This is a genomic window from Viridibacillus sp. NPDC096237 (genome assembly GCF_050278625.1).
Lineage (GTDB): Bacteria > Bacillota > Bacilli > Bacillales_A > Planococcaceae > Viridibacillus.
The window spans coordinates 1-25,157 of record NZ_JBNNTI010000004.1; the positions used below are offsets into that span (position 1 = coordinate 1).

Annotated in this window: 25 protein-coding genes; 7 read left to right on the plus strand and 18 right to left on the minus strand. The window is 36.6% G+C overall.

What is annotated here, in order from left to right; all coding sequences use genetic code 11:
* Positions 1-414: 414 nt before the first annotated feature.
* Positions 415-1,290: a nucleotidyltransferase-like protein gene (locus ACQKMD_RS04590; RefSeq protein ID WP_427749877.1), complete on the minus strand. Its 876-nt coding sequence runs from the start codon at positions 1,288-1,290 to the stop codon at positions 415-417.
* A 140-nt stretch (positions 1,291-1,430) separates the two neighbouring features.
* On the opposite strand from ACQKMD_RS04590, the gene ACQKMD_RS04595 reads away from it, so the two are divergent.
* On the plus strand, positions 1,431-1,787 hold the full coding sequence (locus tag ACQKMD_RS04595; RefSeq protein WP_427749879.1) for a YgzB family protein: 357 nt from the start codon (positions 1,431-1,433) through the stop codon (positions 1,785-1,787).
* A 118-nt stretch (positions 1,788-1,905) separates the two neighbouring features.
* Here ACQKMD_RS04595 and perR read toward each other — a convergent pair whose 3' ends face one another.
* The 3 genes from perR to bcp form a co-directional block, all read right to left on the minus strand.
* Positions 1,906-2,349: a peroxide-responsive transcriptional repressor PerR gene (gene perR / locus ACQKMD_RS04600; protein WP_427749881.1), complete on the minus strand. Its 444-nt coding sequence runs from the start codon at positions 2,347-2,349 to the stop codon at positions 1,906-1,908.
* A 247-nt stretch (positions 2,350-2,596) separates the two neighbouring features.
* Positions 2,597-3,541, minus strand: a complete 945-nt coding sequence (locus tag ACQKMD_RS04605) for a D-2-hydroxyacid dehydrogenase (RefSeq protein WP_427749883.1) — start codon at positions 3,539-3,541, stop codon at positions 2,597-2,599.
* 3 nt (positions 3,542-3,544) lie between these two features.
* Entirely contained in the window at positions 3,545-4,018 is a 474-nt protein-coding gene (bcp, locus tag ACQKMD_RS04610; protein ID WP_427749885.1) for a thioredoxin-dependent thiol peroxidase, read from the minus strand.
* 189 nt (positions 4,019-4,207) lie between these two features.
* Here bcp and ACQKMD_RS04615 point away from each other — a divergent pair, with 189 nt between their 5' ends.
* Positions 4,208-5,299 (plus strand): FUSC family protein, encoded by a 1,092-nt coding sequence (locus ACQKMD_RS04615; protein WP_427749887.1) that lies wholly within the window; start codon positions 4,208-4,210, stop codon positions 5,297-5,299.
* 51 nt (positions 5,300-5,350) lie between these two features.
* On the opposite strand, the gene ACQKMD_RS04620 is transcribed toward ACQKMD_RS04615, so the two are convergent.
* The 9 genes from ACQKMD_RS04620 to mutY all read right to left on the minus strand — a co-directional run bounded on the left by ACQKMD_RS04620 (position 5,351) and on the right by mutY (position 14,983).
* On the minus strand, positions 5,351-6,247 hold the full coding sequence (locus ACQKMD_RS04620) for an ABC transporter permease (protein ID WP_427749888.1): 897 nt from the start codon (positions 6,245-6,247) through the stop codon (positions 5,351-5,353).
* Between the two features lie 17 nt (positions 6,248-6,264).
* Positions 6,265-7,269, minus strand: coding sequence for an ABC transporter permease (locus tag ACQKMD_RS04625; RefSeq protein WP_427749890.1), 1,005 nt, complete (start codon positions 7,267-7,269; stop codon positions 6,265-6,267).
* A gap of 97 nt (positions 7,270-7,366) precedes the next feature.
* A complete protein-coding gene (locus ACQKMD_RS04630) occupies positions 7,367-8,980 on the minus strand; it encodes an ABC transporter substrate-binding protein (RefSeq protein WP_427749892.1) in 1,614 nt (537 codons plus the stop codon).
* A gap of 31 nt (positions 8,981-9,011) precedes the next feature.
* A complete protein-coding gene (locus ACQKMD_RS04635) occupies positions 9,012-9,995 on the minus strand; it encodes an ABC transporter ATP-binding protein (protein ID WP_427749894.1) in 984 nt (327 codons plus the stop codon).
* The gene (locus ACQKMD_RS04640) at positions 9,970-10,989 is read right to left on the minus strand and encodes an ABC transporter ATP-binding protein (protein WP_427749896.1); all 1,020 of its coding nucleotides are present in this window, start codon (positions 10,987-10,989) and stop codon (positions 9,970-9,972) included. The genes ACQKMD_RS04635 and ACQKMD_RS04640 overlap by 26 nt, the downstream gene beginning before the upstream one ends.
* A gap of 180 nt (positions 10,990-11,169) precedes the next feature.
* On the minus strand, positions 11,170-12,918 hold the full coding sequence (locus ACQKMD_RS04645; RefSeq protein ID WP_427749898.1) for an ABC transporter ATP-binding protein: 1,749 nt from the start codon (positions 12,916-12,918) through the stop codon (positions 11,170-11,172).
* Between the two features lie 55 nt (positions 12,919-12,973).
* Positions 12,974-13,519 (minus strand): nucleoside tri-diphosphate phosphatase, encoded by a 546-nt coding sequence (gene ntdP / locus ACQKMD_RS04650; protein ID WP_427749899.1) that lies wholly within the window; start codon positions 13,517-13,519, stop codon positions 12,974-12,976.
* Between the two features lie 136 nt (positions 13,520-13,655).
* The gene (locus tag ACQKMD_RS04655; RefSeq protein ID WP_427749901.1) at positions 13,656-13,844 is read right to left on the minus strand and encodes a hypothetical protein; all 189 of its coding nucleotides are present in this window, start codon (positions 13,842-13,844) and stop codon (positions 13,656-13,658) included.
* Positions 13,845-13,909: 65 nt separating this feature from the next.
* On the minus strand, positions 13,910-14,983 hold the full coding sequence (mutY, locus tag ACQKMD_RS04660; RefSeq protein WP_427749903.1) for an A/G-specific adenine glycosylase: 1,074 nt from the start codon (positions 14,981-14,983) through the stop codon (positions 13,910-13,912).
* 127 nt (positions 14,984-15,110) lie between these two features.
* Here mutY and ACQKMD_RS04665 point away from each other — a divergent pair, with 127 nt between their 5' ends.
* The gene (locus ACQKMD_RS04665; RefSeq protein WP_427749905.1) at positions 15,111-16,088 is read left to right on the plus strand and encodes a metal-dependent hydrolase; all 978 of its coding nucleotides are present in this window, start codon (positions 15,111-15,113) and stop codon (positions 16,086-16,088) included.
* A 373-nt stretch (positions 16,089-16,461) separates the two neighbouring features.
* Here the strand turns inward: ACQKMD_RS04665 and ACQKMD_RS04670 are convergent, their stop codons facing one another.
* From ACQKMD_RS04670 to recX, 3 genes are read right to left on the minus strand one after another with little or no spacing between them, the layout of a single operon-like run.
* On the minus strand, positions 16,462-16,722 hold the full coding sequence (locus tag ACQKMD_RS04670; protein WP_427749907.1) for a YfhJ family protein: 261 nt from the start codon (positions 16,720-16,722) through the stop codon (positions 16,462-16,464).
* A complete protein-coding gene (locus ACQKMD_RS04675) occupies positions 16,723-17,049 on the minus strand; it encodes a YfhH family protein (RefSeq protein ID WP_427749908.1) in 327 nt (108 codons plus the stop codon). It lies immediately after the preceding gene.
* Positions 17,042-17,851: a recombination regulator RecX gene (gene recX / locus ACQKMD_RS04680; RefSeq protein ID WP_427749910.1), complete on the minus strand. Its 810-nt coding sequence runs from the start codon at positions 17,849-17,851 to the stop codon at positions 17,042-17,044. Before recX ends, ACQKMD_RS04675 begins: the two co-directional genes overlap by 8 nt.
* 181 nt (positions 17,852-18,032) lie before the next feature.
* On the opposite strand from recX, the gene ACQKMD_RS04685 reads away from it, so the two are divergent.
* From ACQKMD_RS04685 to ACQKMD_RS04700, 4 genes are all read left to right on the plus strand, one after another.
* Positions 18,033-18,932: a TIGR01777 family oxidoreductase gene (locus ACQKMD_RS04685; protein ID WP_427749912.1), complete on the plus strand. Its 900-nt coding sequence runs from the start codon at positions 18,033-18,035 to the stop codon at positions 18,930-18,932.
* A 51-nt stretch (positions 18,933-18,983) separates the two neighbouring features.
* Positions 18,984-19,805: a polysaccharide deacetylase family protein gene (locus ACQKMD_RS04690; RefSeq protein ID WP_427749914.1), complete on the plus strand. Its 822-nt coding sequence runs from the start codon at positions 18,984-18,986 to the stop codon at positions 19,803-19,805.
* 33 nt (positions 19,806-19,838) lie between these two features.
* Positions 19,839-21,209 carry a 23S rRNA (uracil(1939)-C(5))-methyltransferase RlmD gene (gene rlmD, locus ACQKMD_RS04695; protein WP_427749916.1) on the plus strand — a complete coding sequence of 457 codons (1,371 nt, stop codon included), beginning with the start codon at positions 19,839-19,841 and terminating at the stop codon, positions 21,207-21,209.
* A 265-nt stretch (positions 21,210-21,474) separates the two neighbouring features.
* Positions 21,475-23,223, plus strand: coding sequence for a methyl-accepting chemotaxis protein (locus ACQKMD_RS04700; protein WP_427749918.1), 1,749 nt, complete (start codon positions 21,475-21,477; stop codon positions 23,221-23,223).
* Positions 23,224-23,344: 121 nt separating this feature from the next.
* Here the strand turns inward: ACQKMD_RS04700 and ACQKMD_RS04705 are convergent, their stop codons facing one another.
* The gene (locus ACQKMD_RS04705) at positions 23,345-24,187 is read right to left on the minus strand and encodes a class I SAM-dependent methyltransferase (protein ID WP_427749920.1); all 843 of its coding nucleotides are present in this window, start codon (positions 24,185-24,187) and stop codon (positions 23,345-23,347) included.
* A 111-nt stretch (positions 24,188-24,298) separates the two neighbouring features.
* Positions 24,299-25,150 (minus strand): D-alanyl-D-alanine carboxypeptidase family protein, encoded by an 852-nt coding sequence (locus tag ACQKMD_RS04710; protein WP_427749921.1) that lies wholly within the window; start codon positions 25,148-25,150, stop codon positions 24,299-24,301.
* Positions 25,151-25,157 lie beyond the last annotated feature (7 nt).

The following is a 25,157-nucleotide window of genomic DNA, read 5'->3' on the forward strand; positions in this document are numbered from 1 at the left end:
TGTATTAGGCACGCCGCCAGCGTTCGTCCTGAGCCAGGATCAAACTCTCCATAAAAGTAGTTTGAAAGCTCATTAGCTTTGCTAGCGTATCATCCGAAGATGATATCTATTTTTTCGTTTTGACCCACCAACAGAGTTGGTGTCCAAAAACATTTATTGATTAACGTCTTGCTTGTTCAGTTTTCAAGGTTCATTTTGTTGTTGATGTCGTTACTTGCGACAGCGACTTTAATATCTTAACACCATTCATTTTCTGTGTCAATAACTTTTTCAGAAAAGTTTTTCAAGTGAAAGTTTTAAGTTTCAACAACACGTCTTAGCGACAATTAATATAATACAATAGTGTCGATATATATGTCAACACTTTTTCAAAAAGAATTTTGAGGCGTTTTGAACGCCTCAATTACTATACAACTAATCAGCAATTTCTTCAACCTTATAATCTCTATGATATATGTTATTTCCCTTAGTCTCTACACGCTCTACAGAGATATATCCTTTGTCTATTAAGTATTCGATGAAAACTTCAAGGTTAACTGAATAGTTTTTTAGCTCCTCTTGTTCATGCAATTCTTGAATTGTCCAGAAGTCTTTCTGAGACATTACTTCTAAAACATGCGTTGCTCCATCTGCAGTACGAGAATGAATGAAGAACTCACTTGCTAAAAATAATAGCTCTAATCGTTTGTCCAATGATTCTTCACTCGTAATAAGTTCTTCATATAATTTATAAATGGCTGGATCAATTTGTTTTACTTGCGACCATACTGTAACCTCAGGATATAGTCCTCTATCCATTACAGCAAGACGCGCTAAATGATGCAATGATTCAACAACATGATTATATGCATCTAAGTAATTTTTCTCTTCGAAGCATACTTTGCCTTCTAAGTATCTGCGAATTAACTTTGCAAATTCAATACCCATTTTGATTTTCCGACCATAGAAAGGGAACTCTTTTAGTTCCTTTTTCAAATTAGAAAGATACTCATTACGATCAAATAGTACTTTTCCAAAGAATAGCCAATCTACTATCTTCTTATTAGTTCCTACTAATAACCATTTGTTTAACTGCTTCTCAGAAATAATATGCATAGCAGCCTTCTTATCTTTAAATGTATAGTGTTTTGTAAAGACAGGTCGCTCACTTTGTTTTGTTATAATAAGAAGAATCGTATCAAATGTATCTGTTATCGGGCTAACTTCTTCCCTTTTTTCTATTAAAATCACACCTATTGTATTCGGGTGACTTGCTCGTTCTTGGTATATGGGTCGTAGTAGCTGCTCCATAATGATCCTCCTATAGTCAATAGTCAATTTACTCTGTCTTAAACTTTCGACAAAAATAATAAGATTCCTGCATAAAATTTTCACTTCATATTACGATATCATTTTGTGTTATAGTATGTTGTAGATTAGGAGGCTTACAAATGAAACCATATAAAAACAAGATAAATAAAATTCGTTCATTTGCTTTATCTCTCATATTTATTGGGTTTATCATCATGTACGGTGCCATTTTCTTCAGAGAACACCAATGGTTAGTTATTATCTTCATGACGCTAGGTATCCTCTGTATTCTTGGAAGTACTTTTGTTTATGGATGGATTGGATTCCTTTCAACTCGAGCAGTATTAGTAGAATGTCCGGGTTGCCATAAACACACGAAAGTTCTTGGCCGTGTAGATATGTGTATGTATTGCAATGAACCACTTACTTTAGATCCTTCATTAGAAGGACAAGAGTTTGATCAATCACTCAACAATCGCACAAAGCGTAAAGATTAATGCCTTCGCCTCGTTACTAAATTGTAACGAGGTTTTTTTATCAAAAAGAGCATTAAATAGTTTACCATAAAAAGAAGCTACCTATGTGTCATTATTGACAGTTAAGTAGCTCCCTTTCTTATTGAACTTTCGTAGCTTGCTCAGTACACGTTGGACAAGTTCCGTAAATTTCCATACGGTGTGAATTGATTTTGAAGCCAGTGACATGAGCGGCGAAATGTTCAACCTCATCAAGCCCTGGGTAATGGAAGTCTACGATTTTTCCACAGCTTTCACAAATAATGTGATAATGCTTATTTGTAACAAAATCAAAACGACTAGCGTTATCCCCGTAAGTTAATTCTTTTACTAACCCTGATTCTCGGAATACACGTAGATTATTATAAACCGTTGCTACACTCATATTAGGGAATTTCCCTTCAAGTGCTTTGTATATTTCATCAGCTGTTGGATGTGACATTGATTCGATTAAGTACTCTAAAATAGCATGACGTTGGGGAGTAATCCTTACGCCAGTTGTCTTTAGCGTGTCTAGAGCGCTTTTTAATTGCACCTCAGTCATCGCCATGCACCTCAATTCATAAAAATTATTAGTTTATAATTGTTATAATTAGTTTACTTAACAACTAGGGCAAATGTCAACATATCCATCTACAAGTCACCTTTTTGGTCGTGTATTCAATAAGGTATTATTTATTATCAATAGAAAACCGGTATAAATTAGCATAAATTTATCATTTCATTCCTAATAGCATTCTCAATTGCCTTACATGAATGATACTTTCTCCATCAACTTTAAAAGTTCCTGATTAGTATCCCTTAGTAATATCCATTTTGTTAATGAGTTCTGTATCTCCCTCTAACCATTTTTTTAAGTTAGTTTTAAAAATTTCTAAACTACGCTCCAAATATCTAGAAGAGTGGCTTGAGACATGAGGTGAAACAGTTACATTAGTCATCTGCCAAAAAGGATGACTTGATGGAAGAGGTTCTTCTTCATATACGTCCAATATTGCATGTGCGATCTCGTCCTCATTTAACGCATCCATCAATACATCCGTTGACACTAAATCTCCGCGGCCAAAGTTCATGAATAAAGTAGTGTCTTTCATCGCTTCGAAATGTTCGCTTTGTAACAAATGACGTGTACCAGGAGTACTTGGCAAAACAGAAATAACTATATCCGAACTAGATAAAGCCTTTTGCAAAGTACTAAAAGAAATCATATCATCCATATAATCTGCCTGATGTCCTGAACGATTACATCCTATTGTATGTACACCAAAAGCTTGTAACAATCGCCCAATCTCTGAACCAATTGCGCCAGGTCCTAAAATGAGTGCCGTTGAACCATGAAGCTCTGTAGCTTTCGGCTTACGGCTCCATCCTGCTTTCTTCTCTTGTTCATATATCCATGTCAGTCCACGTTTATACGATAGAATATGTGCGAGTACAGATTCTGCCATTGGAATTTTATGAATACCACGTACATTTGAAACAACAATACCACGCTCAGCGATTTCCTTTTGAGGCATCTTCTCGATCCCTGCAGAAGCGACCATAATCCATTTTAACTTCTCTGCTATACTGACATGCTGTTCTCCAAGATCTTCACCATAAGTGACAACAACTTCTGCCTCTTTTAAAACAGCATGATCTATTTTTTCATGAAAGATAAACTCAATAGTAGGAAAATCTTGTAGGATTCCCTCTTTTAAATCCGGTCTCGGATCAAATGTAAAATATACCTTCATCTATTACTCTCCCTTCTCACGTATATAAGTTAGGACTGCTTCAATATGCCCCTTCACCCGGACTTTTCGCCACTCTTTAATAACTACCCCATTTTCATCTATTATTAAAGTAGTGCGTTCAATCCCCATATATTCACGACCATACATTTTCTTCAATTTCCAAACGCCGTATTCCTCCGCAACAGCATGATCCTCATCCACTAATAACGAAAATGGTAAACCATGCTTTTCTATAAATTTCTCATGTCTTTTTTCATTATCAGGACTTATACCTAAAACAACAGTATTTAAATCCGAAAAATCACCGTAATGATCTCTAAAATCACACGCTTCTGTAGTGCAACCTGGTGTCATATCTTTTGGATAAAAATATAGCACAACTGATTTTTTTCCATTATAATCTGCAAGTGATACCAGTTCGCCTAGCTCATTTTTTAATGTGAAATTTGGTGCTTGTTGACCTTCTAGTATTGTCATATTTTTCCTCCTGTTCACTTTTACAATAATTGTATCAATTTTTTTGAAGAAACGTCGTTTTTTTGTCTACACTATAGTTTATCAGCATAAGTTAATTAAGATAATGGATAATCCATTGTTGACCATTTTTAGGTAATCAGTTAAAGTAGCGGAATACTAGTATACAGAAAGAGAGGTTACCCATTTCAAATGAAATTAGGTGCCCGTATTTTAAAAACCGGTGTAGCAATTGTATTTGCACTATATATTGCAAATTTGCTTAACTTGCCATCGCCCGTCTTTGCTGGCATTGCTGCTATTTTCGCAATCCAACCATCTATTTATCGCTCATATTTAACAATTCTAGAACAAGTACAATCGAATTTAATTGGCGCTGCAATCGCTGTATCATTTGGGTTATTATTCGGCCATCAATATGTAGCTGTTGGATTAGCTGCTATCATAACTATTTCTATCGTCATTCGACTTGGTTTAGAAAATTGTATTTCCTTATCTCTTGTAACCGTCATTGCGATTTTAGAAGTCCAAGGTGATGATTTTCTTACTTTCGGTTTGATTCGATTTGTTACAGTACTCATCGGGGTACTTGCAGCCTTTGTTGTAAACCTTGTCTTTTTACCACCTCGTTATGAGACAAGATTATTTCATTCAATCCATCTATTGCAGGATGAAATTATTCGCTGGACACGTCTTGCTGTTCGTCAAGCATCTGAACATACATCAACGAAACAATCTTTGAGAAAATTAAAAGAGCATTATCTAAAGCTCAACCAGTTGTATTCATTTTATAAGGAAGAACGTAGATATATAAAAAATGAAAAGCATGTAAAAGCAAGAAAGCTAGTTGTTTACAGACAAATGATTACAACATCAAAAAAAAGTTTAGAAGTTTTGCAAAGACTTCATTTACATGAAAACGAGTTATCAAAACTTCCTGAGCAGTTTCATATTATGATTCAAGAACGTTTAGATTTCTTACTCACCTATCACGAACAACTCTTTTTGAAATATTCAGGGAAACTTAAACCAGAACATAAGGCATGGATTGGTCAAGAGGAGTATTTACAAAGAAACGAAGTAATGGATATTTTCGCAGAACAAATTGCAATTTCACGCGAAAATGATGAGGATGAAGAATTTTCAAGCTATCATTTACTGCATATACTCTCTCGTATTTTAGATTACGAGGAAAACTTAGAACATCTAGATACTCTTATAATGTCGTATCAAAATCATCACGGTGATGAAATCAAACTTGAAATTGAAGACAGCATATTCTAAAAAAAGCATCCAATGTATCGTTTTAACCGACACATTGGATGCTTTTATCATTTAGTTTTTCATTTTAGGATCAAGTGCGTCTCTTAAACCATCACCCATTAAGTTAAACCCTAAAACAGTTAGCATAATCGCTAAACCTGGGAAAATCATAGTCCACGGGGCATTTATTAAATAGATACGTGCATCTGCTAGCATTTTACCCCATTCAGGAGTAGGGGCTTCTGCTCCAAGCCCCAGAAAACCAAGTGCAGCCGCTTCAATAATTGCAGATGCGATGGCAAGTGTTCCTTGCACAACAACCGGTGTCATTGAATTCGGTAAAATATGCGAAAAAAGAATCCGAGCATCCTTCATACCGATCGCTTTTGCAGATGTAATATACTCTTCCTGCTTAATACTCAATACCTTCGAACGAATAAGTCTTCCAAAGTTAGGAACATTAATAATTGCAATAGCAATTAATGCGTTTTGCAAAGATGGTCCAAGTATTGATACAACTGCTATGGCAAGTAATATACTTGGAAACGCTAACATAATATCGAAAATTCGTGAGATGATTGTATCAATCCACCGGCCATAATAGCCAGCAATAATCCCTAACATACTTCCTACTACAACTGAACCAATTACCGAGAAAAAACCAACCCAAAGTGATATTCTTGCGCCGTGAACGACCCGTGAAAAAATATCCCGACCAAAATCATCTGTACCAAACCAATGATCAGCTGATGGTGGCTGTAATCGATTCTTTAACACCTGGTCATTAATTCCTTCTGGAACAAACAGTGGACCAAATATAGCGAGAAGGATGAAGAACAAAACGATTACTGCCCCAACAAGCGCAGCTTTACTTTTCTTAAAACTACGCCACGCTTCTTTCCATGGACCAACCGATTGATCTTGTTTAATAACTACGTCTCTAGTTGCATTCGGTGCCATTTCAGACATATTGGACTCCCCCTTCCTTAGTCATATTTAATCCTTGGATCAATAAGACTATATAAAATATCTACAATTAAATTAATCATGACGAAAACAAAAGCAATCACTAAAATACCAGATTGTATAACCGGATAATCTCGGAATCCAATAGCATCGTAAATGTAGCGACCAATACCTGGCCAACTGAAGATTGTTTCTGTTAAGATAGCCCCACCTAATAGGAGTCCCATCTGCAAACCAATTACCGTTAATACAGGAATGATGGCATTTTTGAGAGCATGTTTATATACAACCCAAAACATCTTCTGCCCCTTGGCTCTTGCTGTTCGAACATAATCAGAACGCATCACTTCGAGCATACTTGAACGAGTCATTCGTGCAATAATTGCCATTGGAATTGTCGCTAATGCAACTGCAGGCAATATTAAATGTTTTAATACATCCCAAAGCTGATCAAATCGACCATGAATAATCGTATCTACAACATACAAGTATGTAATAGGATCGACAGGATTCCTGGCATCCTCTCTACCTGATGTCGGGAGTAAATCCATTTGAACACCAAATACCCACTGCCCCATTAAACCTAACCAGAAAATAGGCATAGATACACCGATAAGCGCTAAAATCATTGCAAAATAATCAAACCAAGAATTTTGGAACCATGCTGAAACAATTCCTGCATTCACTCCAATGATTACTGCTAAAATCATTGCAAAGAGAGCCAATTCAAATGTCGCTGCTAAATACGGCCACAATTCACTTGATACAGCTGCTTTCGTACGCATTGACTCACCTAAATCACCTGTCAATAAGTCACCTAAATAATTAACGTACTGAATATACCAAGGGTTATCCAATCCTAGGCTTGCTCGCAATGCTGCTCTTGCTTCTTTTGTAGCCTGCTGTCCTAAAATTACTTGAGCAGGATCCCCCGGAATTGCACGTATAATTAAAAACACAATAAAGGTCATTCCGAGCAAAACCGGGATTAACTGTAATAGTCTTTTTCCAATATAGTGAAGCATCTTCTTCACCTCTCCATCTCAATCATGTTGAATAACTCTCGTTTGAAAAAACTCGCCCTCCGCCAAATAAGCGAAAGGCGTAGTTTAGTTGTCTATCTTATTTAAAATCTACTTTTTCTAATCTGTCAGAACCAGTTGGGTGTGGTAGTAAATGAATGACATCTGACTTACTAGCTAAAAGTGGTGTAGAGTGAGCTAGTGGTACCCAAGGTGCCTCTTCATTTAATATTTCTTGAACTTCTTTGTATAGCGCATTACGTTTCTCTTCATCTACTTCTGTTTGAGCTTCGATTAATAATTTGTGTGTTTTAGCATTTTGGTAGTAAGTGTAGTTGTTACTGCCGATGCTATCCTTATCAAGAAGAGCATATAAGAAGTTATCAGCATCTCCGTTATCGCCGGTCCATCCAAGTAAGAATGCATCTGCTTCTCCTTTTGAAGCTTTATCTAAATATACACCCCATTCATATGAAACAATTTTACTCTTCATACCAACGTCAGCTAAGTTCTTTTGAATTGCTTCAGCAATTTTTTTGCCATCTGGCATATACGGACGTGGTACAGGCATTGCCCATAATTCAATTTGTTTACCATCATAGCCTGCTTCTTTTAATAGAGCCTTAGCTTTTTCTGGGTCATATTCATAGCCTTTAGCATCATCATTGTAGCCACTAATTAATGACGGCATTTGGCTTTTCGCAACTTCAGCTTGACCTTCGAAGAAAGCATCAACAATCGCTTGCTTATCGATTGCATAGTTCATCGCCTGACGAACTTTTACATTATCAAAAGGTGGTCTCGTTACAGTTAAACCAAGATAACCAATGTTCATAGATGGACGTTTAAGTAATTGTAAATCAGCATTACCTTCAATCGATGCTGCATCCGACGGACTAATACCATCTGCTAAATCAATTTCGCCTGTAATTAAATCGTTTAAACGAGTTGAGTTATCTTGAATAGCACGGAATACCACTTTATCAAGCTTTGGTAGCCCTTCTTTCCAGTAATTAGGATTCTTCTCAATTGTAATTGAATCGTTGCGTTTCCAAGAAACAAATTTGAATGGTCCAGTACCTACTGGATTGTCACCAAATTTATCACCAAACTTTTCGAATGCCGTAGGACTCGCAATAGCAAATGGACTCATTGCAAGGTTTTTCAAGAATGGAGCTTGAGGTTGTTTTAAAGTAATGATTACTTTAAAATCACCTTCTGCTTTAACAGATTTAATTACTAAACTTTTATCATCTTTAAATCCACCAAATACCGATTTAAAGTAAGGAAATTTATCTGCATCGCCGTTCATCCAGCGCTCAAAGTTCTTCACTACTGCATCAGCGTTGAAGTCTGTTCCATCATGGAATTTTACGCCTTCTTGTAAGTCAAATGTGTAACTTAAACCATCTTTAGCTACCTTCCAAGACTTAGCTAAACCCGGATTTAATGTTGTATCTTGTTCACCAAAGTTGATTAATTTTTCATATAAGTTCTCTGTTACTTTGTAAGTCTCTCCCTCTGTAGTACCAATAGGATCAAGTGTTACAGAATCTCCTCCACGACCAAAGACTAACGTTTTTTCTTTTTGCTCTCCGCCGTTTTTCTCACCACCCTTACCAGCATCCTTTTTATCGGATGAACATGCTGTTAATGCTGTAGACAGTACTAGCAATAACATTAAGCCTAGCGCCAACCATCTCTTTTTCCTCATATACAAAACCCCTCCACACTTTGTTCTATTATCATTGTTGACCTTGCTCATTATATAAATGACAAGCAACAGAATGACCTTTCTCAACTTCCTTTAATACAGGTACTGTTCTAGCACAAGTATCCATTTTAAATGGACATCTTGTATGGAAAGTACATCCCTCAGGAGGATTCGATGGGCTTGGAATATCGCCTTTTATCAATATTTGCTCCCGCGTAAAGTTTGGATCTGGTACCGGAACGGCTGATAATAAAGCTTGAGTATATGGATGCAATGGCTTACCATATAAGGATTCACTATCTGCCAACTCAACCATCTTCCCTAAATACATCACCCCTACACGGTCACTAATATGACGAACAACCCCTAAATCATGCGCTATGAATATATAAGTAAGCTTTAAATCTTTTTGCAAATCTTGCATTAAATTTAAAACTTGAGCTTGAATCGAAACGTCTAAAGCAGATACAGGTTCATCCGCAATAATCAATTTTGGATTTGTCATTAATGCTCTTGCTATACCAATACGTTGCCTTTGTCCCCCACTAAATTGATGTGGATATCGTCTTGCATGGTAGCTACTGAGACCCACGATTTCAAGGAACTCATTGACCTTTTTCTTACGTTCCTTTGCATCTCCAATACCATGAACAACTAGAGGTTCCTCTAGAATTTTACCTATTGAGTGCCTAGGATTTAGTGAAGCATACGGGTCTTGGAAAACCATTTGAATTTCACGACGAGCTTTACGCATTTCCTCTTTAGATAAATCGGATAGTAACTTACCATCAAATTCAATGCTTCCTTCTGTTGGCTCTAGCAATCTCATAAGCATACGTCCTGTAGTAGATTTTCCACAGCCGGACTCTCCCACAATCCCAAGCGTTTCACCTTCATTCACATAAAAGGAAACATCATCAACTGCCTTTACCTGACTAGACACTTTTCCAAGCATCCCTTGGCGAATCGGAAAGTATTTCTTCAATCCTTTAACTTTCAACAACGGCTCTGTCAACTGCAGACACCTCCTTTCTTTCGTGCAAGAAGCATCTCGTCTTATGTTCTGGGCTTGTTTGATATAGATTCGGATTTTCTACATTACATTGCTCAAATGCAAACTCACAACGAGCAGCAAAACGACAACCAGTACGAACAGACCCCGGTTTTGGCACGTTTCCGGGAATAGAATATAGCCGCTCTTTTTTAAAGCGCATATCAGGTACAGAATGAATAAGCCCTTTTGTATATGGATGCTGTGGATCATTGAATATTAATTTGACAGGACCTTCTTCTACTACTTGCCCGCCATACATAACAATAACTCGCTCACAAGTTTCTGCCACAACTCCTAAATCATGTGTAATCATCATAACGGCTGTATTCAACCGTTCATTCAAGTCTTTCATCAATTGTAAAATTTGTGCTTGAATCGTTACGTCTAACGCAGTTGTTGGTTCATCTGCTATGAGCACCTTCGGATCACAGACAAGAGCCATTGCTATCATCACACGTTGACGCATACCACCAGATAGTTGGTGAGGGTATTCCTTAACCAATTCTTCTGCTCTTGGTAATCCTACTAACTTCATCATTTCAATCGCACGATTTCTAGCCTGTTTTTTTGACCAATCTTTTTGATGGATTAATATCGCCTCCATCAACTGATTCCCTATTGTAAAAAGAGGATTTAATGAAGTCATTGGTTCTTGGAAAATCATTGCAATATCTTTGCCACGTACTTTACGCATTTCTTTTTGAGAAAGCTTAGTTAAATCCTTGCCCTCAAATTGTATTTGACCACCTGTAATTTTACCCGGCGGAGATGGTACAAGCCCCATAATTGATAAAGCGCTTACACTCTTACCACAACCCGACTCTCCTACAATGCCTAGTATTTCACCTTCTCTTACTGAAAAATCAATATTATCTACTGCAGGGATTTCACCATCATCTGTGAAAAATGTCGTCTGAAGTCCTCTCACTCGTAGTAATTCTTTACGATCACTCATATAGTCCCCCCTTAAAATTCAATAATTCGATATTTTCTAAACATTTAAATCTTTTTATCTATTTTATACTGTTAATTCGAAAAAATGCAATACTTTTTATTATTAAGTATTTTTATGACAAAAAAATAAAGACTCCCCATAAACGGGAAGTCTTTATTTTATGCTATTTTTACAGTCCTATTATGCATCTAGCCTTTGCATATGGAACAAATTGTGATAAATGCCCTGTTGCTTTATCAACTGCTCATGTGTACCTTGTTCTTTTAGTTCACCATGATCTATAACTAGAATTTGATCTGCATGTGTGATTGTTGATAAACGATGAGCTACGACGATTGTTGTTCTATCATGTGCTAACTTGTCTAATGATTCTTGAATTAGTGATTCACTTTCTAAATCTAGAGCTGATGTTGCTTCATCTAAAATAAGGATTGGTGGGTTTTTCAAAAAGACTCTGGCAATAGCAACTCGTTGTTTTTGTCCACCAGATAATTTAACACCGCGTTCTCCAACCTTAGTATCGTAACCTTCTGGTAATGACATGATGAAGTCATGAGCATTAGCGGCTTTGGCTGCTAATATTACTTCCTCATTTGACGCATCTGGACGCCCCATTAAAATATTCGATTTAACTGAATCGCTAAATAGAATGTTATCTTGAAGTACGATTCCGATTTGTGAACGGAGCGAATGGTTTGTCGCCTCTTTAATATCAATTCCATCAACTTTTATAGCGCCTTCCACCACATCGTAAAATCGAGGTATTAATCCAACTATCGTGGATTTACCACCACCACTCATTCCGACCAGCGCAATCGTTTGACCTGATTGAATGTTAAAGCTCACATTGTTCAATACATTTTGCTCATCATCAGTATAACGGAATGATACATTTTGAAATTTCACATCTCCTTGTAGTGGAGGTAATGTAATTGCATTTGGCTGATCTTCTACATCGTATTTTTCATCTATTAACTCGAATACGCGGTCCATAGAGGCAATTGATTGCGTAAGTGTTGTTGACGAAGTTACAAGTCTACGTAACGGTCCATAAAGGCGATCGATATAAGCAACAAACGCTACCATCGCACCAACAGAAAGTGGTCCTTGAATAACCATATATCCTGCAAAACCAATAACAAGCAACGGAGCTACTTCGGTAATCGTATTGATTACAGCAAAAGCTTTAGCATTCCACTTAGTTTGATCAAGTGCCTTGTCCAAAAATTCTCCGTTTGTCTCATCGAAAATTTTCTGTTCATGCTTCTCTAAAGTAAAGCTTTTGATAATACTCATTCCTTGAACACGTTCATGTAAATAGCTTTGCACTCCTGCTAATGCTTGTGAACGTTTGCGTGTTAAATCACGCAGTCTACCAAAGAAATATTTTACACAAAACGCATAGAACGGAAAAACGATTAGCGTTACTAATGTCAGCTTCACATCTAATGTTAGCATTATCCCAATAGCAATTAGAATGGTTGCTAAGTCCAGCCAAACATTCATCAGACCAGTCATGATAAAGTTCTTTGTTTGTTCTACATCATTGATGACACGTGAAATGATTTCTCCAGCACGTGAATTTGCGTAATAGTTCATGCTTAGTTTTTGGAGATGTCCATACAATTCCTTGCGAATATCATATAATATCTTATTACTTACATGCTGTGCAAAATATTGTCGATAATATTCTATTGGGGGTCGTAAAATGAAAAATACAACCGTTGTCCCACCTAGCCAATAAAATAGCTGTACTGTTTTTTCATCACTTGTTAAATCTTTAGCCATCACGATATCATCAATTACAATTTTGATTAATATTGGAATGAACAATGGAATAGCAAATTTAACAACTCCTATAACAAGTGTTAATAGAATTTCCCAATTATACGGCTTTACGAAGCGCATATAACGTTTAATACTGTCCAAAAAATCACTTCCTTTTCAAGCGAAAAGCCTGCTGGTTTTCACCAACAGGCATTTATTAGTCATTTTCATGAAGCTTTCTTTGAAATTGATAACGGTTCGTCCAAGCCTCTATAAAGTCAGACGCAAAGGGTCCACGTCTTTGTTGAATCCAACTAAGTAACTTATCTACATTTGATTTTAATATTTGATCAATTACAGATGGATAACTCATTTCCTGCTTGTGTTGTTCATACTCATCTTCATCAAGTAAAGTATAAGACATATCTGGAAATACCTTTACGTCTAAATCATAGTCAATATACTTAATAGCGTTATTATCAAAAACAAATGGAGAGCTCATATTACAGTAGTAATATACTCCATCTTCTCTCAACATACAAATAATATTAAACCAGTGCTCTGCATGAAAGTAACAAATGGATGGTTCACGTGTTAACCATGTTCGACCATCTGCCTCCGTTACGAGTGTGCGTTCATTCGCTCCGATGACTATATTTTTTGTGCCTTTCAATACCATCGTTTCTTGCCAGACACGGTGGATACGGCCATTGTGTTTATAACTATGTATTTGTATTGTTTCACCTTCTAATGGAATCGCCATGTTAATGCCCACCTTTTCGATAAACACTTATTGGAAAAGCGCTCTTTGCTTAACATTATAACAATCATGAATAAAAACTTGTAGCAAAAAATAAGCGAAGGCCAAAAGCCTTCGCTCATTAGAGAGTAACCCATGATTAGTTCGAGTTATTTTGATTATTCTTAGCATATTTACCCGAAGCTTTTTGCTTATTTTGCTCAGCTTTATTATTTTGCTTCGCTACTTCGCTGAAATCAGTTTCAGCTCCAAACTCCTCAAACATATTTTGCGCATTATTTTGCGCATTGTTTTGTGATTTGTTTGCACCGTTTTGATTATTTTTCATGGAAATCACCTCCGTGCTATCTAATTTGCGTAGCTTGGAGAAATTTATTCTTGGTAATATTTCCTTTATAAATTGGACGTTTCGATTTGATAACTTTGCCACACTTTTTGCATTGGAACTGGCATTGGTAAAACAGCCATCTCTTCAACCGTGAACCATCGACAATTATCAGGTATAACCTGTTGCACTTCACAACCAACAAAGTAACTTTCAATATGCCAAGTTAAATGAGAAAAAATATGTTTGAATGAAGTCAATTTTTCGCGTGATAATAAACTTAAGCTATATTGTTCAACTAATGTCGTTTCGTTTGTAGTATCGTTATCTGCATTTTGCTCAATCATTGGAAATTGCCACATATTTGCTAGCAGGCCTTTTTCCGGACGCTTTTCAATTAAAAATTGGCCTTTAGTATTTCTCACAACAAACACATCATAAGGAATATGTTTCATCTTTATTTTTTTCATTTTAATAGGTAGCTTCTCCGTATTCCCCTCATTAAAAGCTGTACAAAATTCACGTACTGGGCATAATAAGCACTTAGGAGAAGTCGGAGTACAAATCATAGCACCTAGCTCCATCAACCCTTGATTAAATTCGGATGGATGAATTGGATCAATGAGTTCCATAACCGCATTTTCAAACGTTTTTTTCGTCTTTGGCAGTGTAATATCTTCCTCTATTAGTAAAACTCGGCTAAGAACACGCATAACATTGCCATCTACAGCATGCTCTGCTTTATTATAGGCAATACTAAGAACCGCTCCTGCAGTATATGGTCCAACGCCTTTTAATTTTGAAATTTCTAGGCGATTATCGGGCACTTTACTATTGTAATTTTCAACTACTTCTCGAACACCTGCTTGTAAATTACGCGCACGTGAATAGTACCCTAGCCCTTCCCATTGCTTCAACAATTTTTCCTCTGGGGCTTCCGCCAAATGTCGAATTGTTGGAAATTCACTAAGGAATCGTTCATAATATGGGATAACCGTGTCGACTCTTGTCTGTTGCAGCATCACTTCTGATACCCAAATTTTGTAAGGATCATTTGTTCTTCTCCACGGTAAATCTCGTTTTTCTTTTTTAAACCACTCGACTAATGCTTGTTGAAATTGATGTTTATATTGATAGTACACTTTTTCCTCCTAGGTATTTTCGATTTATTTTAAAAATGTATAAAGCTATAAAATGTAAACCAACCGATAATTTCACCTTATAAATTTAAAACAATTTCTCTCCCAATATTTAAGGAGCTGATTATTTTTGGATTCAGGTACACATTTAGTAATGGGTATTGCACTAGGTGGTTTAGCATTAGCTGACCCAGTTGTAGCAGGTAGTTCCATGACAACAGCTGCAGTTATTACAGCAACAATCATTGGATCACAAGCACCCGATATTGATACAGTTTTAAAATTGCGCAATAATGCAGTTTATATACGGAACCACCGTGGTATTACACATTCTATTCCTGCAATTATATTATGGCCTATTTTGATTACAGGGGTAATTTCTTTGTTATTTCAAGGCGCCAATATATTGCATCTATGGCTTTGGACATTTTTGGCCGTTTTTCTTCACGTTTTTGTTGATATTTTTAATGCTTATGGAACACAGGCACTACGGCCAATATCGAAAAAATGGATTGCACTCGGTGTTATTAACACGTTCGATCCTATAATCTTCAGCTTACATGTAATAGCACTTATGCTATGGGCATTTGGCTTCAATCCCGTTTGGACGATAGCCAGTTTATATTGCATCCTTGTGCTTTACTATTTAATTCGCTTTACCTTACAGCAAGCCGTTAAGTATGCTGTCAAAAAGACCATACCAGATGCCGAAAAAATAATACTCTCACCTACAATGCGCTTTTTCCAATGGCGTGTTGCAGCCAACTCAAGCTCTACTCACTTCGTCGGACGAGCATATGGGCGTTCTATCACCATATACGATAAATTCCCAATCGAACCACTACCAGACACTCCATTATTCCACGCAGCATTAGAAGATTCCAATTTAGCTGCATTTGTATCATTCTCTCCCCTTTACCGTTGGGAAGTAAGTGAGCTTGAAAATAATTATCACGAAGTACGATTAATCGACCTACGTTATCGAAGCGAAAATCACTATCCATTCGTAGCCGTCGCCGTACTAAACGCCAATCACGAAGTAGTCCAATCCTACACAGGCTGGATCTTCAGTGAAGATAAACTACAAAAGAAACTAATTGTGGAATAACTTTAATGCTGAAGGCGCTCGACCAGCTGCGAGGTCGTTGGAAGGCGGAAGCCAAAGTCGCTCTTTGACTTTGTGCGCCCGACTGAAACGACCCGAGCCCTGATTGTTGCACTAACTTGATTGATTGTTGCACTAACTTGATCGATTGTTGCACTAACTTGACTGATTGTTGCACTAACTCAATTCATTGTTATTTAGCAGAATATTCACGTCCTAAGACCACTATATTTCTGCTCTGTGGAGTTGCTCGATAAGGATTATGAACCAGTCTCCATTCATAATGAATTATCTCATTTTAAGAATGTTATCAATAAAAAAACAGCCTCAACAAACTGACCGCTACATATTGAACGTAGCGGTCAGTTTATTATTATCAGTTGTTAGTTGCATCTAATAAGTGAGCGTATTTTGGATTACGTCCTGCAAATTCATGTAGCTGATGACCATAACCTTGGATCCATTGGCGAATAATCTTCTCAGTCATTTCAGCTCCTTGATAATCATAACCAGCCTTTGCGTATGTCGCTTCAAAATCAGACCACAATAATTCAATCCACACGCGAGCGCGTTCTTCAGTTATTAATTCATTGCTATCTTTTAACTCTAATACAAGTTGATCTATTATTGCTTCCAATTACATGCCCCCCTTTACTGGTGTTAACATTGAAATTGGTAAAGCTTCTTCATAATGATCGCCGCCAAGTCTATATCCCCATCCAAAGCGCCCTTTTAAGTATTCCAGTTGGAAGAACACTCCAGGATCGCCTTCTATACGATACATTTCACCTGGTTTAAAATCGTCTGGATTCAATAAAAAAGCTTGCGCCATCAATGCTTTACGTTCATAAACGGCAAATTCATTGAGAATACCTAGTTGCTCTGCTTTTCTCGCTTTTTCTTTTAATGTTGCGATTTCTTCACGTAATTCTGATGGTGTCATATCGCTATATTTTTTATCCATGATCTTGCTCCTTCTCTTCTATGAAAGTTTCTATAATATCAGCTGGAAAGCCTTTTTGATATAGTGTTTGCTTTACACGCATATGTAGATCATAACCACTATATTTTGTAACATATTTACGCCACGCTTTATCACCTTGTACCTGAATCATTTGTTGCCATTCATCAACTTCTCGTGAAAATTCTATTTGTTCGAGTACTTGCTCTATTATCGCAAACGAATATCCTTTACGCATTAAGTTATCTTGAATTTTCTGCTTTACTTGAGTTGGCGTTTTACGTCGTTCAGAAAAAGCTACTTTTTCGCCTAGCTTTAAAGCAATACTAAGCTGCTCTTTCTCTGAAAAAGTTTCAAGCACTTCTTCTTGTAATTTCTTATCTATGCCCTTTTTTTGCATATCTTGTCTAATCGCCCGAGGACCTTTTTTAGCAGTCTTTTTCTTTGTTTCAAGTAGTGCCTTTGTATATGTGGCATCATTTAAAAAGCCATGTTTATTTAGTTTTTGAATAGCCTCTTGAATAACAGCCTCTCCAAATTCTAAGTCAAGAAGCTTCTTCCTCACTTCATATTCACTACGCATTTGATAACTCAGAAAGCTCAGTGCACGATTGTACGCTCTTTGAATTTCATCATCAAAGGCAATCTCATCTAGTTCAAGCCCTTGAATCACTTTGCCCTTTGTCAGGCCAAATTGAATTAGAATGGTTTCATCGACACTAAAAGCATATTCTTCATTTAAAAAAATATTATAGCGCTCTTGATTTTTCTTTTGGCGCGTAATTTTTGTGATTACTCGAGTCATTGAAACACTCCTTCACTAAAATATAGTATACAACTTTTCTCTGTTACCTTCATTTCATCTATACTTACATACAATGAAAGCATACATATAGATAGAAAGCCATTACACTTATTTAATTGGAGCTTTCTTACTGAAGTAGTTCATGTTATTTACAAAGCTTATATGGAGGGACGGCGAGAATATGAAAATTGCAATTACAGGTGGTACAGGTTTTGTAGGAAGTGAGCTTACAAAACTTTTACAACAACAAGGTCATGAAATTTTTATTTTAACACGAAAAAAAAGCCATAAAACTAATGGTATTCACTTTATACAATGGCTTACCGAAGATGCGATGCCTGAAGCGCATTTACAAAATATAGATGCCTTTATTAATCTAGCTGGTACTTCCTTAAATGAAGGTCGATGGACAGATAAGCGAAAAAAGGACATCTACGACAGTCGTATCTCTGCTACTAAAGAAGTTCTACGTATTATTGAAACACTTGATGTGAAACCTACAGTACTAATAAATGCCAGTGCAATTGGCATCTATCCTTCTTCAAAAGCTGCAACCTACACAGAAAGCTCCGTACAAGTGGCAAAAGACTTTTCAGGTAAAACCGTCAGACACTGGGAGCAAGAAGCGAAAAAGGCAGAAAACTTTGGGGTTCGAGTAGCAATGGCTCGTTTCGGTGTTATTTTAGGTAAGAATGCTGGTGCACTACCTCTAATGGTTTTACCATATAAACTTTTTGTAGGTGGTACAGTTGGTTCTGGCTCACAATGGGTTTCTTGGATTCATGTCAAAGATGTCGTATCTGCATTAAGTTTCGCATTAGAAAATGATCATATAGTTGGACCATTTAATGTAACATCACCTAATCCAGTTCGGATGAAGCAAATAGGCGAAATAATTGCTGCAGTTCTTGACCGACCTCATTGGTTTCCAACTCCATCATTTTTACTAAAAATTGCATTAGGTGAAAAAAGCAATCTCGTTTTAGAAGGACAGCATGTTTTACCTAAAGTTTTACTAACAGAAAACTTTCAATTTGAATTTCCCACTTTAAAAGCTGCATTAGAAAATTTGTACGCATAAAGAGCGTTCCTTGGCGCAACCTACTATTAAAAATAGAAAGGTTGCGTTTTTATGTGGAAAAACCATTTGCTCGGAATTGTCATTGCAAGTGCAATCGTTTTTGTTGGTGCCATCGTCAATCCGTTTAGCGCCTTTGCAGATGAGCTTCATTGGGGTTTTAAAAAGGCCCAAAACGAACAACAAGCAGAAGCTGGTGCAGCTTTTGATCAAACCTTAGAAAAGTACGGCGCTCTTTATAAGGGAAGTCCAGATGAAAAGGTTATTTATCTAACTTTCGATAATGGTTATGAAAATGGCTATACAGCAAGCATACTAGATACTTTAAAAAAGGAAAAAATTCAAGCAACATTTTTCTTAACAGGTCATTATTTAACGAGCGCTACCCCTCTTGTTAAACGTATGATTGAAGAAGGCCATGATATTGGAAATCACTCGTATGGTCACCCGAATATGGCAAGATTAAGTGAAGAAGAAATATTGAAGGAATGGAAGAAATTCGACGATAAGCTAAGAGAGATTACAAAAGTTGAACGAACTATATTCGCAAGACCACCGGAAGGTTCTTTTAACGAAAAATTACTTCAAGTAGGTAACGATGCTGGCTACAGACACATTTTCTGGTCAGTTGCCTTTAAAGACTGGCTTGCTGACAAACCTCAAGGCTGGCAATATGCATATGACAACCTTATGTCTCAGCTACACCCTGGAGCCATCGTCCTCATGCATACAGTGTCACCTGATAATGCAGAAGCTTTACCAAAATTCATCGAAGCTGCACGCAAGAAAGGTTATCGATTTGACTCCATCAATAATCTTGTAAACGAAAAAGCTGGCTTAGCTGGTTCTTTCAATCCACACGACCGTTCGTTATAATGAAGGAACATAGCGAAAAAGGACGTGTAATTTTTGACGCAACAATCAATCATGGAAATGGGACAAAAACTCAATATAACAATTAAAAGGCTCGGTATTAATGGTGAAGGAATCGGCTACTATAAACGAAATGTCGTTTTCGTCAAAGGCGCGCTTCCTGGTGAAGACGTCATTGCACAAGTGACGAAAGTTAATCGCAACTTTGCAGAAGCTGAGGTTGTGAAAATTCACAAAAAATCATCAATACGCCAAACACCACCATGTCCAGTTTATGAGGAATGTGGTGGTTGCCAATTACAACATATAACATACAAAGGACAATTAGCAGCAAAACGAGATGTCATCGTCCAAGCTCTAACAAAGTATGTAAAATCACAAGCAAGTAAAATCCATGTTCGACCTACTATTGGCATGGAAGATCCTTGGCATTATCGAAATAAGAGCCAATTCCAAGTACGTAAACCTGGCAATAAAGTACTTGCTGGCTTGTATTCTGCCAATAGCCACAAGCTGTTGAACATTGAAGAGTGCTCCGTACAACACCCAGCAACAACGAAGATCACGACAGCGACAAAACATATTTTAGATGAGCTAAACATTCCAATCTACGATGATCGCTCAAAAGGAATCGTCCGTACAATTGTTGTTCGTACAGGAATAAAAACAGGTGAAGTACAACTAGTACTTATTACGACACGTAAAAACTTCCCTAAAAAAGAAGTACTCGTTGAACGTCTAAAACAAATTGATCCAGCTGTCGTATCCATCGTACAAAATATAAATGCTGAAAAAACCTCATTAATATTTGGTGACGAGACATATACGCTAGCCGGAAAAGAGACAATTCACGAAGAACTTGGTGAACTTGCTTTTGATTTATCAGCGCGTGCATTCTTCCAACTCAACCCTACACAAACTGTCCATCTCTATAACGAGATTAAAAAAGCAGCTGCACTTACAGGGAAAGAGACTGTTGTCGATGCTTATTGTGGCGTTGGTACAATCGGTCTTTGGTTGGCAAAAGACGCAAAAGAAGTGCGTGGAATGGATATTATTCCTGAAAGTATTCAAGATGCTAAGCTTAATGCGAAAAAACATGGCTTTGAGCATGTTAAATACGTGAAAGGCTCTGCTGAAGAATGGTTAGCAAAATGGCGAAAAGAAAAATTCGTACCTGACGTACTAACAGTAGATCCTCCTAGAACAGGTCTTGCACCAAGTCTGCTAAATACAATTGTACAAGTTAAACCAAAGCGCTTTGTCTATACTTCTTGTAACCCTTCAACTTTAGCTAAGGACTTACAGGAGCTTACAAAAGTATATGACATTCAATATATTCAACCGATTGACATGTTTCCTCAAACTGCACATGTTGAGTCAGTCACTTTATTAACGTTAAAATAATGTATAAAAAGATTGGAGTTCTTATGAGCTTCAGTCTTTTTTATTGTCCTTCTTTGCCCTTTTCTATAGATTTAAATTCCTAAATGCTAATGACAAATAAAGTACAAATCCCTACTAATAACGTAACGTGATTTTCTAAAATAAAACATTTCTCTCTTAATTGTGATAAAATATTACAATTTTCTATGATTTTTCTCATTGCTTATCATAGTTCTCGAATTCATAATAGAATTAACATATTTTTTACAATGAAGGAGGGGTCTCAATGCAAAGGATACGTAACTCAATTCAATGGAAGCTCATGCTAAGTTCGTTTCTTCTTGTTGCAATACCTTGTATTATTATTGGTTTTTTCAGTTATCAAAGTGCAAAATCTAATATGGATAAATTAGGTGAAACGATTGTTAAAAACAGTGTACAGACGACAATGCAACTAATCGCTTCACTTGATACTGAAGTACAAAAAGGAAACTTGTCATTAGAAGATGCACAAGAAGCTGTTAAGGTTCAAATCATTGGTGAAAAGACAGAGGATGGACACCGAGAGATTACATACCCTGGTGACTTAGGGAAAAGTGGTTATATCTTCATTTTGCAAGAAGATGGCTTAATGCTTGCCCACCCCAATATAGAAGATCAACAATCTTGGGAGTTAAAAGATAGTAGTGGACAATATTTTATCCAAAAGATTATAAAAAACGCTCAAGCCGGTGGCGGATTTGTCGAATATCCATTCCACCTACCTGATAATGAAAAGAAGCTTGCTGAAAAAATTACATATGCAGAAATTGATCCGCACTGGGGTTGGGTAGTAAGCGCGGGAAGCTACAAAAAAGACTTCAACTCATCCTCACAACACCTACTTGTCGTCATGGGTATTGCATTAATTGTATCATTTATCATCGCTACTATTGTTATGTTCTTCTTAGCAAAACATTTTGGTAATCCAATTTTAAAACTAACAAATAAAGTAAAGAAAATTTCTACTGGCGACTTAACAGTTCAATTACATGAATTAAATCGCGGAGATGAGATAGGTCAATTAAATAGTCATTTTGACGTGATGGTAACACAATTAAAAACATTAATAAGCGAAGTCGATACGACAATAAATGATATTCAAGATGCCTCTACAACTTTAACAGCCGTATCAGAAGAGGCTACTGCTTCTACTACAGAAATCACACGTGCTGTATCGGATGTCTCTGCAGGCTCATTACAGCAAGCAAAAGATGCCGAGGAAACTAAACTAGTTATCATAGGAATATCTGAACAAATAAAAAATCTATATCAAAAAAATGAGTATATGCAACAATCTTCAGAACAGATGCAAAATTCTAATAAACAAGGGCTTAGCAATTTAACATTATTAAAAGAGAAATCGATAAAATCAGCTGACCTAGTAGATCATGTTCAGAAAGTATTCCAATCCCTTTCTTCAAAAATGAAAGACATAGAAAATATTATTCAAACGATTAATCAAATATCAGCTCAAACAAATTTACTGGCTCTTAATGCAAGCATTGAGGCCGCTAGAGCTGGTGAACATGGTAAAGGGTTCGCCGTTGTTGCGAACGAAGTAAGAATACTAGCTGAGCAAACTGCATCTTCAACAGAAAGCGTTCAACAAACACTACGTGGTATTGAACATGAGACTTTACTAGCAAATCAAGAAATTGACAAAACATCTGCGATTGTCAAAGAACAAAACGAGGCTGTTGGGAATACAGAAACGTCTTTTGAAGATATTAAGTTGAATGTAGGTACTATTATTACCTCCATAGAGGATGTATCAGAAAGCGTCAATATTCTAATGGCTTCTACGGAAATGTTTACTTTTGCAATTGAAAGTATTGCTAACGTAAGTGACCAAAACGCTAAAGCTTCCACAGAAGTATTTGCTTCGGTTGATGAACAGCAAGATGTCATCGATATTGTAGCTAAGTCCGCAACGCAATTATCGGATGAAATTAATACGTTAAAGTCGTCGATTGCACAATTCAAACTAAAATAAGCGACAAAAGGCATTCAGAATACTTACATCCTGAATGTCTTTTGTTTTTTTATATACTTTGGTTATTGTAGATTCTCTTTTATACCGCCGTCCTCTATTTTAATGCGGACGGCTTTCTATTTTATAAGCAACTAGGTCTCCAATATAAAATGGCAGCTTTAAATTGATGTTTATATATATATTGCCCTTCTTTGTATTCAACATATCTCTGCACGGCCTCCTCAACTTGCGACCGTTCTACATTTGGCGTCAATAGCTTCACACTATTAGCTTCAATCATTTCATCATAAGATTCATACGTATATGTTTTCTCCAAGTCTACTATCTGACAATTAGTATGGATATCAAGCTCATAAAGAATATTCATCAAATCTATATAATCTCTTCTAGGATACTTCAACGAATAGCCGAAGTTATTATGTAAATCAATATAATGCGGACGCATCGGTGCAAAAGTCACACCAATGATGGCTAACTTCTTGGCACTATTATGTATTTGTTGAAGAGCTCTTTTTATTTCATATATACGATAAAAACAATTTATCCCAAAAACAATATCGTATTGCTCAGGTCTCTGATAATCCTCCCACTTTTCATGAATGAAGGAAATATTACTATAACCATCGGTATCACATTTATTTTGTAAATAATTTATCATACTTGCAGAACTATCAACACAAGTTAACTTCTCTACATGCTCAGCAAGTGGGAACGTATAATTTCCCCAACCAGGTCCGATTTCTAGAACGGTATCAGTTTGGTCAATAAACTTACTAATTTCTTGAAAGATATCGTCTGCATAAGGATCTGTCTCCTTACCTGCATTTTTTTCAATATATCGTGCCCAAAACTGCTCTTCTAACTCATCATTAATCATACGCTCGGGCATCTTACCAGACCAATCTTTCATCCCTTCTTGCCAAACCTTTTCGAAATCCACTTTATTTCTCGTTTCAATAATCATTGCACACTTCCTTTTCCACTATATTCAAGTACCTTATTATCTTTATCATATAGTGACAATATCACTCTCGCAACGATAAAAGGGTTGCACTCACAAGTACAATCCTTATTTTTAGAACGTTTGATTATAAACCGTAATAGCATCCGTCATATGAAACTGCTTCGTATTATGATTTCCAGGTGCTCCCGTTGTAATGAATATATACTGCTTTCCATCTTTCTCAGCTAAACTAGCCAAACAAAGACCGGCATTATCTGTATAGCCTGTTTTGCCACCTAAAATCGTACCGCCTTTAATAGAAGTAGATGGTAGTCTTTCAAACATTGAGCTGTTAAAAGTAATGCCATCTGGATGTACATTTGTTGCAGAAGTTGTATAACGCTTTGCGGTAAACACTTCATAGAATTTTTCATTCTGTAAGGCATAACGTAATAACTTCGATAAATCCTTAACAGTCGAAAAGTGCTTATTATCATGTAAACCTGTCGCATTCATGAAATGTGTATCATTCATACCAAGCTTTTTAGCCTTATCATTCATTATCTTTACAAAGTCTTTCTCTGAGCCAGAAACAGCAATAGCCAAGCTAATGGATGCCTCCGCTCCAGATGGTAAAATATTGCCGTATAATAAATCACGTACACTCACCTGTTCCTGTGCGACAAATCCTGCTACTGAGGCATTTTCAGCGCGGATTTTATCAAACATTTCATAAGGAATTGTGATTCGTTGATCTAAATTAGGTAAGCTCTCTATTGCTAAAATGGCGGTCATCATTTTTGTTAGAGATGCAGGATAAATCTCCACCTTACTTTGTTTATCAAACAAAACTTTTCCACTTTTCAAATCAACCAGAATGGCATTTTCACTAAATAACCTTTGTTCTTCTTGAATTATTTGTTGCCTATCATTTATAAATAAATTAGCAGTCCATAGTATGCTTAATACTAATAGTACTATCACTATTTTA

Excerpts from the sequence above, each read along its gene's own strand:
- ACQKMD_RS04590 (WP_427749877.1), bottom strand. The coding sequence starts at position 1,290 with ATGGAGCAGCTACTACGACCCATATACCAAGAACGAGCAAGTCACCCG.
- ACQKMD_RS04595 (WP_427749879.1), top strand. The coding sequence starts at position 1,431 with ATGAAACCATATAAAAACAAGATAAATAAAATTCGTTCATTTGCTTTA.
- perR (WP_427749881.1), bottom strand. The coding sequence starts at position 2,349 with ATGACTGAGGTGCAATTAAAAAGCGCTCTAGACACGCTAAAGACAACT.
- ACQKMD_RS04605 (WP_427749883.1), bottom strand. The coding sequence starts at position 3,541 with ATGAAGGTATATTTTACATTTGATCCGAGACCGGATTTAAAAGAGGGA.
- bcp (WP_427749885.1), bottom strand. The coding sequence starts at position 4,018 with ATGACAATACTAGAAGGTCAACAAGCACCAAATTTCACATTAAAAAAT.
- ACQKMD_RS04615 (WP_427749887.1), top strand. The coding sequence starts at position 4,208 with ATGAAATTAGGTGCCCGTATTTTAAAAACCGGTGTAGCAATTGTATTT.
- ACQKMD_RS04620 (WP_427749888.1), bottom strand. The coding sequence starts at position 6,247 with ATGTCTGAAATGGCACCGAATGCAACTAGAGACGTAGTTATTAAACAA.
- ACQKMD_RS04625 (WP_427749890.1), bottom strand. The coding sequence starts at position 7,269 with ATGCTTCACTATATTGGAAAAAGACTATTACAGTTAATCCCGGTTTTG.
- ACQKMD_RS04630 (WP_427749892.1), bottom strand. The coding sequence starts at position 8,980 with ATGAGGAAAAAGAGATGGTTGGCGCTAGGCTTAATGTTATTGCTAGTA.
- ACQKMD_RS04640 (WP_427749896.1), bottom strand. The coding sequence starts at position 10,989 with ATGAGTGATCGTAAAGAATTACTACGAGTGAGAGGACTTCAGACGACA.
- ntdP (WP_427749899.1), bottom strand. The coding sequence starts at position 13,519 with ATGGCGATTCCATTAGAAGGTGAAACAATACAAATACATAGTTATAAA.
- ACQKMD_RS04655 (WP_427749901.1), bottom strand. The coding sequence starts at position 13,844 with ATGAAAAATAATCAAAACGGTGCAAACAAATCACAAAACAATGCGCAA.
- ACQKMD_RS04675 (WP_427749908.1), bottom strand. The coding sequence starts at position 17,049 with ATGGATAAAAAATATAGCGATATGACACCATCAGAATTACGTGAAGAA.
- recX (WP_427749910.1), bottom strand. The coding sequence starts at position 17,851 with ATGACTCGAGTAATCACAAAAATTACGCGCCAAAAGAAAAATCAAGAG.
- ACQKMD_RS04685 (WP_427749912.1), top strand. The coding sequence starts at position 18,033 with ATGAAAATTGCAATTACAGGTGGTACAGGTTTTGTAGGAAGTGAGCTT.
- ACQKMD_RS04690 (WP_427749914.1), top strand. The coding sequence starts at position 18,984 with ATGTGGAAAAACCATTTGCTCGGAATTGTCATTGCAAGTGCAATCGTT.
- ACQKMD_RS04700 (WP_427749918.1), top strand. The coding sequence starts at position 21,475 with ATGCAAAGGATACGTAACTCAATTCAATGGAAGCTCATGCTAAGTTCG.
- ACQKMD_RS04705 (WP_427749920.1), bottom strand. The coding sequence starts at position 24,187 with ATGATTATTGAAACGAGAAATAAAGTGGATTTCGAAAAGGTTTGGCAA.